The following is a 13,229-nucleotide window of genomic DNA, read 5'->3' as shown; positions in this document are numbered from 1 at the left end:
CAGGAGAGCCGCCGCGCGGTCAGTCCACGGGGCGGGCGGGGGCCGCCGCGGCACGGATTCCGGCGTACTCGTCGGCGAGGGCCCGCGCCATCTCCGCCACCGAGAAGCGGGCCGTCACCGTCTCCCGGCCCGCGCGGGCGAGACGGGCGCGTCCGGGTTCCGGGACGGAGAGCAGGCGGCGCAGGCCCCGGGCGAGGGCGGGCAGGGACGCGGTGTCGAGGAGGAGGCCGTTGCCGCCGTCGCTGAGGTAGTGCGGGACGCCGCCGTTGCGGGGACCGGCCGCGGGCAGTCCGGCCTCCATCGCCTCGATGACGGCGAGCCCGAACTCCTCCTTCGCGCTGGGGCAGACGTACCAGGCCCGCGTCCCGCGCGCCGGGTCGGCGAGGGCGCGCTCCAGGCGGCGGACCCGGTCGTTGGGCAGGGCGGGCAGCAGGGCCAGGCGGCGGGCGGCCTCGGGGCGGTCGGCGAGCAGGGCGCGGACGGTGGCCCGCAGGTGCTGTTCGGCGGCCGTGGGGCGGGTGTCGCCGCCGCCGACGAGGACGAGCGTGGACACGCGCCACAGTCCGGCGGCGAGCCAGGCGCGGACGAGGAGGTCCTGCTGTTTGACGGGGTGCAGGCGGCCCACGCACAGCAGGAGGGGCAGCGCCCGCTCCTCGGGAGCGAGGGCGTCCGGGCGGTCGCCGCCGCCGAACAGCGCGTCGAGGAGGGCCGTGCGCTGCCGCTCCTCGTCGGCGTGCGGGACGTAGGGGGCGATGCCCTCGGGCGGGGCGGCGGGGCCGTCGTCGCCGTAGCGGGCGGCGAGGGCGGGGAAGTGGCGGAGCAGGTCGCGGGTGCCGCCGGGGCCCGGGATGCCGACGACGGTGTCGGCGCGGTCGACGAGCCGGTCGGCGAGGAAGACGCGGTGCAGGTCCTCGCGCAGCGCCTCACCGCCGTCCCGGCGGGCGGCGAGCCTGCGGTGCGGGTCGGGGGTGGCGGTGAAGGCGAGCCCGGCGCCGAGGCGGTCGGCGGCCTGGGCGAGGGCGAGACTTCCGTCGTCGGCGTAGCGGACGTGGACGACGTCCACCGGCCGGGGCAGGGAGCCGAGCAGGCGGATCGCCCACCAGGCGAGCGCCGGACGGTGGGCGTGCATCTCGTCCTGGTGGAGCACGCCGGGCGTGTCGACGGGGAGGCGCAGCACCCAGTGCCCGGGGGCGCGCTCACGCACGAGCGGTGCGCCGTCGGTCAGGTCGTCGTGTCCGGCGGCGACGACGGTGATCACCCCGGCGACGCCCGCCGTGGCGGCGAGCCCGTCGCCGAGTCCGCCGAGCAGGACCGACAGGCCGCCGCTCAGGCCCTGTCCGGGTGTGTCGAGTCCGCCGAGGAGCATCGACTGGGCGACGAGGAGGCCGTCGCCCGTGAGCGGGACGTCCGCCAGGGGCGGCGGCGGGCTGAGCAGGAGGCGTTCGTAGGGGTCGCGGGCGGTGGCGGGGTCCGGGAGGTGGCGGGGCCCGTCGGGGAGTCCGCGCAGGTGGCGCCAGAGGGCGTGGCGTTCGGGCCGGTCGGCGCGCGCGGCCCGGTCCGCCGCCTCGGCCGCGTCGAGGGGGCGCAGCCCGGCGGCCTCGGCGAGATCGACGAGGAAGGCGCGGGGCCGCGCCCGGAGGAGGCCGCGGAGGGTCTCCTCGGCGTAGTCGGCGCCGTGGCGGCGGACGGTCTCGGGCCACATCTCGGCGAGGACGGCGGTCAGCCGGGGGCCGCCGTCGGCGTGGGCGAGGAGGGCGTCGGGGGTCAGCGGGACGCCGAGGCGGCAGGCCTGGCGCAGGGAGGCGGTGGTGGCGTCCTCGCGGGCGAGACCGGGTCCCTGGTGCGCCGGGGCCGTCCGCGGGCACGGCCCGTACTCGGCCTCCAGCAGGCGGGCCAGGTCCTCCCCCGCCGGATCGCAGCCCGCCGGGTCACCGCCGGGGTGCCGGGACGGTGGGCGGCCGGTCGACCGTGCGCGGGACGCCGTGTAGAAGGCGGTGCGCGCGGCGACCAGCGGATCGGGGTCCGGCGACGACGCGACGGCCGGTTCCGGGGTCGGCCGGGCGGGGACGCGTACGGGGACGGCCACGTGGTCTTCCTCTCCTGCGGGGCGGCTGCGAGAAGAGTTCGCCCACCGCACGGCGCCCGGATGCACCCCGAGCCCCACACCCCCCGGCGCCGCCACCGCGGCCACCGGAGGCGCCACCGTCATCACCGCCGCCCCGCCGCCCCGTCGGCACGCCGCCGGACGCGGAATCCGCGCATCCGTGCCCCGGTCCGGCGCGGAAGTCCTCACATGCCGCGCATCGTCGTCGTCAGTCCGCCGTTCTTCTCGCACGCCCAGCCGCTGTCGGTGCTGGGCGCGACGCTGCGCGCGGGGGGCGCGGACGTGCGGTTCGCGTGCGCGCCCGCCTTCCGGGAGACGGCCGTGCGCGCGGGCCTGGAGTTCGAGCCGCTGACGGTGACCGGCAACGCGAACACGGGCGTCGCGGAGGCCACCGCGCAGGCGGCGGCGGAGGCGGCCCGGCTGCGCGCCTTCCTCGACGCCACCCGCGCGGGGGCCGTCCCGGCGCTCCTCGCACAGGCCCGGCACCGCCGCTCGGACATGCTCGCCGACCCCGACGGGGTGTACGACGCGCTGCGCGACCTGGAGGAACGGCTGCGGCCGGACTGGTACGTCGTCGACCAGCTCAGCTACCCGGTGACGCTCGCCCTGCACTGCCTCGGGGTGCCGTACGCGACGTACTGCCCGGGGCATCCGACGTACGTGCTGTCCGGCGGGGACGCCCTCTTCGGCGTGCCGTACGACTGGCCGGTGGCGGTGCGGCCGGAGCCGCGGGAGACGACCGCGCTGCGGGCGGTGGCGCGGGAGAACGACCGGGCGTTCACGGAGCTGTTCGCCGGGTTCGCGCGGAGGCGGGCGCCGTCCGCGCCGCCGCCGGGGCGGGCGTTCGCGCTGACCTCGCCGCACGCCGTGGTGTACGCGTATCCGCCGCTGCCCTGGCTGCCCGAGCGGCCGCCGGGCCCGCGTCATCTGTTCGCCGGGCACATGGCGGGCCCGCCTCCCGTGCCGGACGCCGCGTGGGCGGCACGGCTGGCGGGGCTGCGGGCGCGGGCGGAGCGGATCGTGCTGGTGGCGCTCGGGACGTTCCTGTCGGCGCGGGACGACGTGCTGCGCACGGTGGTGTCCGGGCTGCTGGGCGGGGCGGGCGACACGGCCGTGGTCGTCGCGGCGGGCGAACGGGCCGCCGCGCTCGGGGACCTGGCCGGGGAGCGGTGCGTCGTCGCCCGGACGGTGCCGCAGCAGGCGCTGCTCCCGCACGTGGACGCGATGGTCCACCACGGCGGCAACAACTCCTTCACCGAGTGCCTCCGCGCCGGGGTGCCCGCGCTCGTCCTGCCGTTCTCCAGCGACCAGTTCGCGGTGGCGCGGGACGCCGAGCGCGCGGGCCTGGGCCTCGTCCGGGACCCCAACGCCCTCACCGCCGCGGAACTCCCGGCCGCGCTCGACGGCCTGGACGCGACCGTCCGGCCGCACGTGTCGGTGTTCGCCCGCGAACTGCGCGGGCGCGGCCCGGAGTGGGCGGCCGCGCGCCTCCTGGAGACGATGACCGCGCGGGTCACCCACGACAGGTGAGGGCCAGGCGCACGACCCGAGGCGGGCGACGGCAGCGCACGAGGCGGATGACGGTCGTGCGGCCGGGGTTCCGGCTACGGCACGGAGGGCCTGGCGGCAGGGTGGTGGCGTACGGGCGGCAGCGCGGTCGGGGTACCGAAGCGCACCGGCACGCCGGGCGCGTACAGGACGCTGGCCGGTTCCTGGCGGGGTGGGGTCAGTCCGGCCGCGCCGACCAGGGAGGCGTCCCAGTCGAGCAGGGTGCAGGGGCGGAACGTCCAGGCGGGGTGGGTGTTGGGCAGGTAGTACGAGCGGCCCGCCACCGAGCCGTGCAGTCCCCAGCGGCTGGTCAGGAACGCGTCCAGCGGGCCCGGCACCGCCACGCCGTCGTGCACGTCGGCCCAGGCGTGCGCGGCGGGCCGCTCGCCCCGGCGGCCCGCGCGGGCCCGGGTCCGGTAGACCAGGCGGTCGCCGAACCAGCGGCGGGAGGTGCGGGCCCAGCGGTAGGGCAGCCCGAAGGCGACGCGGGCGGCGAGGACGGGCAGCAGGCGGTCGCAGTCGAGCGAGCGGAACACGACACCGCGCCGTCCGAGGGCGTCGCGGCTGTAGAGGCGGACGTTGACCTCGTCGAACGTGCCGAGGTAGGGCAGGGGCGGGGTGCTCCCGAAGGCGAGGTCCTCCATCCGGAAGAAGACCAGGCCGACGTAGGTGCGGCCGTTGTGCAGGTCGGGGACGACGCCGGACGGGAGCAGCCGGGCCACCTCGAAGGGGTCCGCCTCCCAGTGCAGGAACAGCAGGTCGCGCCAGTACTGCCGGAACAGGACGTGGTTCAGGGGGCGCGGGGCGAGCGGGGTCAGGGACTCGACGGCGCGGGCACCGCGGGTGCCGTGCCGGGCGGCGTGCGGGTCGCGGGCGTCCGGCGGGCGCGGGGGCTCAGGCGGAGGCACGGCGGGGTCCGGGGGCGGGGGCGAGAAGGGCCTCCATCAGCAGGTCGACGGCCTCCTCGACGGTCCGGCCCGGCGGCAGGGCGGGCGCGCGGCCGGTGACGGCCCGGTCGGCGAAGCCCGTCTCCGTGTGGGGCAGCCGTACGTCGAGGACGGCCGGACCGGACCGCCGCCGCTCGCGGCGCAGTGCGGTGAGCCAGCCCGCGAGGGCGGCCTTCGACGCCGTGTAGTCGGCCATGCCGGCCGGGGCGGCGTCCACGACGACGCCGGTCACCGCGGCGAGGGCGCCCTCGGGCGGGACGACGGGCAGCGCGGCCCGCAGGAACGCCATCGGCGCCAGGGCGTTCACGGTGAACAGGTGCTCGGCGATGTCGTCGCCGACCTCCTGCGCCGGGCCGAACCCGGCGACGCCGACGCAGACGACGACCGCGTCGAGGCCGTCCAGCCGTTCGGCGGCCCAGGGGACGGTGGCGGCGCAGGACTCCAGGTCGTAGGCGTCGAAGCGGCGGGTCGGCGGGCCGCCGGTTTCGGCGGAGACCCGTGCCAGGGCGGCCGGGTCCCGTCCGGCCAGCGCGAGCCGGGCGCCCTCGGTGTGCAGCCGTCGGGCCAGGGCCGCGCCGATGACGCCGCTCGCGCCCGGCAGCAGGATGCGCGCGCCTTCCGCCTTCACTGATCCTCCGGGTGCTTGTGGGCTGTGGTGCTCGGGGTGGCTGTGCTGTCTCCGGTGTTTCCGGTGGCTGTCGTGGGGCGTCGTCCGGTGGCGGGCACGGGCGTCAGCTCCGGGTGAGGACGACCGTGCCGTCGGCGAGGACGGTGCCGCCGGACAGGACGACGAAGCGGGTGCAGTCGCGTCCCGCGGCGACCTCGACGGCGGCTCCCCGGACGGGCACGGGCGCGTGCAGGCGCAGGGCGAGCCCCGCGACGGCCGGGGCGGTCGCCCCGCAGGAGAGCAGGACGGCCTGCCGTCCGGCCTCCAGCACGGCGGGGGCGGGCAGGACGGCGGGGGCGCCGGGCAGCAGAACGGGGTGGGCACGGTCGCGGGGGACGATCACCAGGCGTCCCTGGGCGGCGCGGGCGAGCAGGACGTCCGGCTCGGCGGCGGCGCCGACGGCGGCCGCGGGGGGATGCAGCAGGCCGGGCGGCGCGGCCGGGGGCGCCGAGGGCGCCAGGGTGGTGGTGGACGGGGAGAACAGCAGGCTGCACGTGGCGAACACGGTGCCCGCGTGGGCGTACTCGGCGGTGAGCCGGAAGGCGGGGGCGCCCGCGTCGGTGCGGAGGTCGCTCAGGGTGACCCGCGCGGCGACGTCGGTGGCGGTGCCGGTCTCGGTGGGACGGCTGCGTACGTCGGTGCCGAGGCTGATCGCGGCGGGCTCCGGCAGGGGCCCGCCGACCGGGCCCAGATGGCGGGCGCGGACGGCCGCGGCGAGCTGGCGGGTGGTCTCCACCATGAGGAGGGGGTGGTGGGTCACGGCGAGGGCGCGTTCGTTGAGGGGGTGCCAGCGCGGCCACTGGCAGCGCGCCGCGAAGGAGCGTGCGCCGAGCCGGGTCACGGAGACGACCAGGGCCGCCGCCATCGAGTCCACGCCCAGGTCCCGCCAGGCGGGAGCGGGGTCGGCGGCCGGCGCGGCGAGGGCCTCGGGGCGGGCGTCCGTCCGTACGGCCTCCCGGCCGCCCTGTGCATCCCTTCCGTCGCCGTACTCCCTCGCGTCCTGGGTCCCGTGCCGGGACTCCGTACCCGTCCGCACCGCTGCCGTCCGCACCGCCGTGGTGAACATCCGCGCCTCCGCTGCTGGGTCACCGAACGATTCGTCCCGAATCGGCCGGGCGGATGCAGCGGGACGCCGGACGGCGCGGCGCGGGGTCAGGACGGGACGAGGACCCTTCGGCGCGAGGGCACCCGCAGGGCGTTCTCGACGAACGCGGAGCCGCCCGTGCGGGCCCGCATCCAGCCCCAGGTGCCGACGAGGACGGGGCGGAAGAACTCGGCGGCGCAGTGGGTGGCGTCGCGGACGATCCACACAGAGGTGTCCGGCGGGCCCGCCAGCGCGGCCGTGTCGTCGTAGGGCACGTACTGGTCGCGGTCCCCGTTGATCGCGAGCAGGGGGGCGCGGTCGCCGTCCAGGAGTCCCTGGCGGCGCAGGGAGTACCCGTCGAGGAGTTCGGCCGCGGTGCGCTCGTCCGGGAGCCGGTCGAGGCCCATGGCGTTCCCGGCGATGCCCGCCATGCCGTACGGGAAGTCGAGCGGGTTGGCGTGCTCGCCCGCGGCGCCGGTCGGGCCGCCGATGGCGACCGCGCCGTCGACGAGCCGCCGGGCGGCCAGCTTGACCGACCAGTGGCCGCCGAAGCTGAGGCCGAAGGAGAGCACCGGTTCGCCGGGGTGCTCGGCGCGGAGCACCCGGATGAGGGCGGCGAGCTGGACGTCGGCGTCCGGGGACAGCGGCAGCGGGTTCTCCCCGGTGCCGGCCATGTCGACGGCGACGACCTTGAGGCCGGTGACCTTCGCGGTGGCGAGTGCCATGCGGTGGATCTCGATCTTCCAGGTGTCGACCCCGCCGGACATGAGGAGGACGCCGGGGCGGCGTCGGCCGCGCCGGGCGAACTCGTGGACCATCAGATCGCCGACGGCGCCGCCGACCGGCAACTCGACGGCGCGGCGCCGGAATTCGACGGGGAAGCGGGCGGACGCCTGGAGGTAGCAGCGCAGTTGTTCCTTGTGGGCGGCGACGCGTTCGTCGGTCGCGAGGGAGGGGAAGCGGGCGGCTCCCCACAGCTGCGCGGCGAGCAGGAGCCGGTCGGACCGCTCGGCCTCCTGGGCGAGCCGGCCCCACTCCGTCACCCAGGTGCCGGGGCCGGTGCCCCACATCGTGGAGATCGCCGCGCGCGCCCTCGCCACCAGCGACTCCGGGATGCCCCACGCGGCGAACTGCCTGCCGCGTTCGTCGAACAGGGCCGCCGTACTCACATCAAAAGTGAACATACACTCTAGTTTGTAGGCGTCCGCACGGCCGGACAACTCGCATCTGGAGGCACCATGCCCTTCCCGCGCAAACGGCCCCGCCAGCAGCGGTCCCGCGAGACCGTCGCCGCCATCCTGGAGGGCGCGGCTCAGGTTTTCGAGCGCGAGGGCTACGAGCGGACGACCACCAATCGGGTCGCCGAGCGGGCCGGGGTGTCGATCGGGACGCTCTACCAGTACTTCCCGAACAAGGACGCGCTGCTCTGGGCCCTGGGCGAGGAGCACGTGACGGAGCTGGCCCGGTCCGTGGAGGAGGTGTTCGCGCAGGCGGGCGCGCTGGATCTGCCGCTGGACGAGACGGTGGGGCGCCTCCTGGAGGCGTTCGTCGCATCGCACGCACACCGCCCGCTGCTGCACCGCGTGCTGTACGACCGGGCGCCGCGCCCTGGCGACACGGCGGCCCGGCTGCGCGCGGCCCAGCACGGCATGGGCGCGGCGATGGCGGCGCACCTCGGGCGGCTCGGGCTGGCCGATCGGGCGCTGGCCGGGTTCCTCGGGCAGGCGTTCGTTCAGGGGCTCGAAGCCCAGGCACACGGCCTGCTGCTGGGTGCCCCGGCGGGGGAGGAACAGGCACGGCGGCTGCGGCAGCTGCGGGAGTTGTGGACGCGGGCGCTCACCGTGGACGGGCTAGACACGGACCTCACGCCCGCAGGCACGGATTGACAGTCACCCGCAGCTCCTTAAAATGAACTGAAACCTCATCTTACTTTGGAGGGTGTCATGGCGAACCGCGGGCAGGACGGACACCATGCTCACCCGTAGCCCGTCCCCGCCCTCCCCGCCGTCCACGGCCTCCGCTCCGCCGTCGTCCGAGCGGCGGACGGCGGGGGTGCGGCGGCAGTTCCCGCCGGGTGTGGTCCTGCTGGCGGGGGTGCTGCCCGTCGCGTTCATCGTGGCGGACGCGCTGGTGGCCGTCGTGGCGGGGCCGGGGCTGCGCTGGGCGTCCATGCTGGCGGCGGCGCCCGCCCTGGCCGCCGCCCGGTACCGTCCCGGCGGCGTCCTCGCCACCGGCGCGGTCTGCCTGGGGCTGTGCGTCGCGCTCGGCACCCGGCCCGACTCGCCGAGCGGGCCGGACCAGGCCGCGGTACTGGTGGCGTTGCTGCTGGTCACGGCGGTGAGCGCGGGGTTGAGTCTGCTGCGGTTGCGGCGGGAGCGGGAACTCGTCGCCGTGCGCTCCGTCGCCGAGGCCGCCCAGCACGCCATCAACCCCCCGCCGCCCGATCGCGTCGGCCCGCTCCGTACGGCCGCGCACTACACGGCCGCCGCGGCCGAGGCCACCATCGGCGGCGACGCCTACGCCGCCCTCGACACCCCCCACGGGCCGCGCGCCCTCATCGCCGACGTCCGCGGCAAGGGCCTCCCCGCCATCAGCACCGCGGCGCTCGTCCTCGCCGTCTTCCGTGAAGCCGCCCACGACGAACCCGACCTCACCACCGTCGCCGGGCGCCTCGACACGAGCCTCCGACGCCACCTCACCCACCCCGACGACTTCGTCACCGCCACCCTCGTCGCCCTCCCCCACCACACCCCCGGAACGCTGGAGATCGTCAACCTCGGCCACCCCCCGCCCCTCCACGTCGACCACCGCACGCACGCCGTCACCGCCCTGGACCCGCCCCGTCCCGCACCGCCCCTGGGCCTCCTCGACCTCACGCCCAGTGCACCCGTCCCCCACACCGCCCCCTTCCGGACCGGGGACCGGCTCCTCCTCTACACCGACGGCATCACCGAGGCCCGCGACCCCGACGGCCGCTTCTTCCCCCTCGCCCGTCACCTCGCCGAGAGCCTCCACCCCGACCCCCGCACCACTCTCACGACCCTCCACCGGCACCACCTGCTCCACACCCGCCACCCCCACGACGACAGCGCGCTGCTGCTTCTCCAGCACACCGGACCGGACCCGGCCGACACGGACGGCGTCAGCCGTCGCGCCGCCGTGGGCCCGGAGCCGGAGCGGCGCCGGGCCTGACCTGACCGAGCGACCGGAGGTCGCCATGAAAGCTCTAGTGATCACCGGCCCCGGCAGGGCGGAAGTCCAGGAGGTGAGCCCGCCCGAGGCCGGTCGGGGCGAGTGCGTCGTGGAGGTGCACCGGGTGGGGCTGTGCGGCACGGACGCGGAACTGTTCGCGGGGAGCATGCCGTATCTGCGTTCCGGCGAGGCGGCGTACCCGCTGCGCATCGGCCACGAGTGGGCGGGCGTGGTCCGTGCCGTCGGCCCCGGTACGGACGCCTGCTGGCTGGGCCGCCGGGTCACCGGGGACACCATGCTGGGCTGCCGGAGCTGCGCCCTGTGCGCCGTCGGGCGCCAGCACCTGTGCGCGGACCGGCACGAGGTGGGCATCCGGGGCGGGCGGGCCGGTGCGCTCGCCGAGCGGATGACCGTACCGGCCTGGTCGCTGCACCCGCTGCCCGACGAGGTGGACTGGACGCAGGGCGCGCTGGTGGAACCCGGCGGGAACGCGCTGCGCGCGGTGCGGGCGGCCCGGCCCGCGCCGGGCCAGACGGTGCTCGTCATGGGGCCGGGCACGATCGGCGTGCTGACGGCGCTCCTGGTGCGGGCGGGCGGCGCCACCGTGCACCTCCTCGGCAAGGACGAGGACGACCTGCGGTTCGCCCGCTCGCTCGGCTTCGCCCACGCCTGGACGGAACAGACCCTGCCCGACGAACGGTTCGACGTGGTCGTCGACGCCTCCAACGCCCCCCACCTGCCCGCCGAGGCCCTGCGTCTGGTCCAGCCCGGCGGCACGGTCGTGTACGTGGGCATCGCCGGACGGGCCAGCCTCATCGACACTCGGTCCGTCGTGACCGCCGACCTCACGGTGGCCGGGGTGCTCAGCGCCTCGGGGGGCCTCGACGGAACCATCACGGCGTACGCGTCCGGCGCGATCGATCCGCGGCCCCTGGTGGGCACGTCGGTCCCCCTCGACCAGGTGCCCGACGTCCTCGCGGGCCGCGTCGGGCGCACCGCGACGGCAGGCCCCAAAGTGCACGTCACACCGCTGAGCTGAACTCGAGACGAAGGTGAGCCCCATGCACGCCCCCACGACCGGCACCCCGAGCGGCCAGGGCCGTCCCCACGGCGCCGCCGCGCCGCCCGGAGGCCACGCCCCGTATCCGCCGATCGCCGAGCACGGCATGGTCGGTGACCTCCAGACCTGCGCGCTGATCTCCTCGGCGGGCACCGTCGACTGGTTCTGCGCGCCGCGCTTCGACTCCCCCAGCGTGTTCGCCGCGCTGCTGGACCACGAGCGCGGCGGCCACTTCACCGTCGCCGCCCGCGCCACGGGCGAGTCGTCGGTGAAACAGCTGTACCTGGCCGACACCGCCATCCTGCTGACCCGGTTCCTCACCGAGGACGGCATCGGCGAGGTCATCGACCTGATGCCCGTCTCCCGGCCGCAGGAGCCGACGGACCGGCACGTGCTGATGCGGCTGGTGCGCACCGTCCGCGGCCGGGTCCGCTACACGGCGGAGTGCCGCCCCCGGTTCGACTACGGCCGCACGGGCCACACCCTGTCCGGCGGGCCCGGCACGATGACCTTCCGCAGCGAGGTCGCCGACGCCCACCTCCAGACGGTGGGACCGGTTCGACTGGAGGCCGACGGCGCCGACGCGGTGGGCGGGTTCGTGCTCGCGCAGGGCGAGACCGCCGGGTTCGTCCTCACGACGTGCGCACCGGGCGGCGAGGAGCCCGCGCCCGTGTCGGCCGAGGCCGCCGAGGAGACCATGCGGGCCACCGCCGCCCACTGGCGGGCCTGGGTCGCCGCCTGCACCTACCGCGGCCGGTGGCAGGAGGCCGTCCACCGCTCCGCGATCACCCTCAAGCTCCTCACCTACGCCCCCACCGGCGCGCCCGTCGCGGCGGCCACCGCGGGGCTGCCGGAGGAGATCGGCGGCGAACGCAACTGGGACTACCGCTACACCTGGATACGGGACGCCGCGCTGTCCGTGCGCGCCCTCACCGACATCGGGTTCACCGAGGAGGCGCACGCGTTCCGCCGCTGGCTGCTGGAGCGGCTGGCCGAGGGCGCCGGGCCGGAAGGCGAACCCCTCCAGATCATGTACCGGGTGGACGGCGATCCCTCGCTGGAGGAGGTGGAGCTGAAGCACTGGGAGGGCTACCGCGGCTCCCGCCCGGTCCGTGTCGGCAACGCCGCCGCCGACCACCTCCAGCTGGACATCTACGGGGAGGCCGCCTTCGCGCTGGCCGAGACCGCGGACGGCCTGGACGGCTCCGGCCACGCGGAGTGGAAGGCCTTCGCCGGGGTGCTGGACTGGCTGGCCGACGCGTGGGACCGGCCCGACGAGGGCATCTGGGAGACCCGCGGCGGACGGCAGGACTACACCTTCAGCCGGGTCATGTGCTGGGTGGCGTTCGACCGGGGCGTCCGCATGGCGACGGCGCACGCCCGCCCGGCGGACGTCCCGCGCTGGACGGCGGCCCGCGACGCGATCCTGGAGCAGGTCATGGAGCGCGGCCGGTGCCCGTCCCGCCGCAGTTTCGTGCAGCGCTACGGCGACGACACGGTCGACGCGTCGCTGCTGCTGATGCCGCTGGTCGGCTTCGTCGCCGCCCGCGACCGCGACTGGCTCGGCACGCTCGACGCCATCACCGAGGAACTGGTCACCGACAGCCTGGTGCTGCGCTACGACCCCCACTCCTCGCCCGACGGCCTGGCGGGCCTGGAGGGCACGTTCAGCCTCTGCACCTTCCTCTACGTCGACGCCCTGGCCCGCGCCGGACGCCTGGAGGACGCGCGGTACGCCTTCGACAAGATGCAGACGTACGCCAACCACGTCGGCCTCTTCGCCGAGGAGATCGGCACGATGGGTGAGCAACTGGGCAACTTCCCCCAGGCGTTCACCCACCTCGCCCTGATCATCGCCGCCGTCACCCTGGACCGGGAACTGGGCGCCGCCGGTCGGTGACCTCCCTCGTCCGCCAGGACTTCTCGGGGGTGGACCGGAGAGGCGGGCCGGTGTTCCGAGTCAGTCCGCCGTCCGGTCCGGGGTGAGCACGCGGAGGGCCGTGGCGGCGTCACGGCGGGTCATGCGGAAGGTGAACTCCGTGCCGTCCGGGGCGCTGTAGACGACGGTGACCGCCCGTCGGAAGCGAAGCCGGTGTACGGCGACCCGGCCGCCGGGCGGCAGCGGCACCGGGGTACGGAGTCGGCCGGTCCAGCGGGCGCGGCCGGCCGGGTCGATGCGGAGGGCCCCGAACAGCAGCAGCGTCCGGTCGGTGCCGCTGCGGCGGGCGCCGCGGCACGGGAGGACGTGGCTGCCGTCCTTGGGCAGGCCCCAGCCGGTGACGCGGCGCAGCACGCGGACCCCGGCCAGCAGCACGCCGACGACCTTGACGCCGGTGAAGAGGATGATCAGCAGTTCCGTCATCGCACGGCCTCCCGTCCGGCCGGGGCGCCGGTGCCGGTGCCCTCTCCGGGCTGCGGGCCTGCCTCGGCCGGGCGGATAGTGACCGACTCCAGGAGGAGCTGGGCGACGTCGACGACCTGGATCGACTCCTTGGCCTTGCCGCCCGTGGCGGAGCCGCTGTCGGACGATGCCTTCTTGCCGTTGACGGAGTCGGTGAGCATGACGAGGCAGAAGGGGCAGGCGGTGGAGACGATGTCGGGGTCGAGGGCGAGGGCCTCGTCGACGC

At 76.4% G+C, this 13,229-nt stretch carries 12 protein-coding genes; 5 read left to right on the top strand and 7 right to left on the bottom strand.

The window, feature by feature from the left end:
* Positions 1–19: 19 nt before the first annotated feature.
* Complete coding sequence (locus ACIQPQ_RS36915) at positions 20–2,086, bottom strand: glycosyltransferase family 4 protein (RefSeq protein WP_401313157.1); 2,067 nt, start codon at positions 2,084–2,086, stop codon at positions 20–22.
* A gap of 207 nt (positions 2,087–2,293) precedes the next feature.
* Between ACIQPQ_RS36915 and ACIQPQ_RS36910 the strand changes: the two genes are divergently transcribed.
* Positions 2,294–3,634, top strand: a complete 1,341-nt coding sequence (locus tag ACIQPQ_RS36910; RefSeq protein ID WP_401313154.1) for a glycosyltransferase — start codon at positions 2,294–2,296, stop codon at positions 3,632–3,634.
* Positions 3,635–3,708: 74 nt separating this feature from the next.
* Here the strand turns inward: ACIQPQ_RS36910 and ACIQPQ_RS36905 are convergent, their stop codons facing one another.
* From ACIQPQ_RS36905 to ACIQPQ_RS36890, 4 genes are all read right to left on the bottom strand, one after another.
* Positions 3,709–4,560 (bottom strand): YqjF family protein, encoded by an 852-nt coding sequence (locus ACIQPQ_RS36905; RefSeq protein ID WP_401313152.1) that lies wholly within the window; start codon positions 4,558–4,560, stop codon positions 3,709–3,711.
* Positions 4,547–5,227 (bottom strand): SDR family NAD(P)-dependent oxidoreductase, encoded by a 681-nt coding sequence (locus ACIQPQ_RS36900; protein WP_401313150.1) that lies wholly within the window; start codon positions 5,225–5,227, stop codon positions 4,547–4,549. The genes ACIQPQ_RS36905 and ACIQPQ_RS36900 overlap by 14 nt, the downstream gene beginning before the upstream one ends.
* A 103-nt stretch (positions 5,228–5,330) precedes the next feature.
* Entirely contained in the window at positions 5,331–6,332 is a 1,002-nt protein-coding gene (locus ACIQPQ_RS36895; RefSeq protein WP_401313147.1) for an AfsA-related hotdog domain-containing protein, read from the bottom strand.
* Between the two features lie 86 nt (positions 6,333–6,418).
* Positions 6,419–7,534: an alpha/beta hydrolase gene (locus ACIQPQ_RS36890; protein ID WP_401313145.1), complete on the bottom strand. Its 1,116-nt coding sequence runs from the start codon at positions 7,532–7,534 to the stop codon at positions 6,419–6,421.
* Positions 7,535–7,588: 54 nt separating this feature from the next.
* Here ACIQPQ_RS36890 and ACIQPQ_RS36885 point away from each other — a divergent pair, with 54 nt between their 5' ends.
* From ACIQPQ_RS36885 to ACIQPQ_RS36870, 4 genes are all read left to right on the top strand, one after another.
* A complete protein-coding gene (locus ACIQPQ_RS36885; RefSeq protein WP_401313143.1) occupies positions 7,589–8,236 on the top strand; it encodes a TetR/AcrR family transcriptional regulator in 648 nt (215 codons plus the stop codon).
* Positions 8,237–8,321: 85 nt separating this feature from the next.
* Entirely contained in the window at positions 8,322–9,542 is a 1,221-nt protein-coding gene (locus ACIQPQ_RS36880; protein WP_401313140.1) for a PP2C family protein-serine/threonine phosphatase, read from the top strand.
* 25 nt (positions 9,543–9,567) lie between these two features.
* Positions 9,568–10,581 (top strand): zinc-binding dehydrogenase, encoded by a 1,014-nt coding sequence (locus ACIQPQ_RS36875; RefSeq protein ID WP_401313137.1) that lies wholly within the window; start codon positions 9,568–9,570, stop codon positions 10,579–10,581.
* A 22-nt stretch (positions 10,582–10,603) separates the two neighbouring features.
* The gene (locus ACIQPQ_RS36870; RefSeq protein WP_401313134.1) at positions 10,604–12,502 is read left to right on the top strand and encodes a glycoside hydrolase family 15 protein; all 1,899 of its coding nucleotides are present in this window, start codon (positions 10,604–10,606) and stop codon (positions 12,500–12,502) included.
* 60 nt (positions 12,503–12,562) lie between these two features.
* Here the strand turns inward: ACIQPQ_RS36870 and ACIQPQ_RS36865 are convergent, their stop codons facing one another.
* Both ACIQPQ_RS36865 and ACIQPQ_RS36860 read right to left on the bottom strand, forming a co-directional pair.
* Positions 12,563–12,964, bottom strand: a complete 402-nt coding sequence (locus ACIQPQ_RS36865) for a hypothetical protein (protein ID WP_401313132.1) — start codon at positions 12,962–12,964, stop codon at positions 12,563–12,565.
* The coding region (locus tag ACIQPQ_RS36860) for a hypothetical protein (protein WP_401313129.1) at positions 12,961–13,229 on the bottom strand (269 nt) is incomplete at its 5' end. The genes ACIQPQ_RS36865 and ACIQPQ_RS36860, both read right to left, overlap by 4 nt.

The organism is Streptomyces sp. NPDC091281 (assembly GCF_044757425.1).
GTDB lineage: Bacteria > Actinomycetota > Actinomycetes > Streptomycetales > Streptomycetaceae > Streptomyces.
The sequence above is the reverse complement of the archived record's forward strand: the minus strand, read 5'-3'. Positions and strand labels throughout refer to the sequence as shown.

What these genes read in the sequence shown, in the direction of transcription:
- ACIQPQ_RS36910 (WP_401313154.1), top strand. Translation starts at nt 2,294, where the DNA reads ATGCCGCGCATCGTCGTCGTCAGTCCGCCGTTCTTCTCGCACGCCCAG.
- ACIQPQ_RS36895 (WP_401313147.1), bottom strand. Translation starts at nt 6,332, where the DNA reads ATGTTCACCACGGCGGTGCGGACGGCAGCGGTGCGGACGGGTACGGAG.
- ACIQPQ_RS36890 (WP_401313145.1), bottom strand. Translation starts at nt 7,534, where the DNA reads ATGTTCACTTTTGATGTGAGTACGGCGGCCCTGTTCGACGAACGCGGC.
- ACIQPQ_RS36885 (WP_401313143.1), top strand. Translation starts at nt 7,589, where the DNA reads ATGCCCTTCCCGCGCAAACGGCCCCGCCAGCAGCGGTCCCGCGAGACC.
- ACIQPQ_RS36880 (WP_401313140.1), top strand. Translation starts at nt 8,322, where the DNA reads ATGCTCACCCGTAGCCCGTCCCCGCCCTCCCCGCCGTCCACGGCCTCC.
- ACIQPQ_RS36875 (WP_401313137.1), top strand. Translation starts at nt 9,568, where the DNA reads ATGAAAGCTCTAGTGATCACCGGCCCCGGCAGGGCGGAAGTCCAGGAG.
- ACIQPQ_RS36870 (WP_401313134.1), top strand. Translation starts at nt 10,604, where the DNA reads ATGCACGCCCCCACGACCGGCACCCCGAGCGGCCAGGGCCGTCCCCAC.
- ACIQPQ_RS36865 (WP_401313132.1), bottom strand. Translation starts at nt 12,964, where the DNA reads ATGACGGAACTGCTGATCATCCTCTTCACCGGCGTCAAGGTCGTCGGC.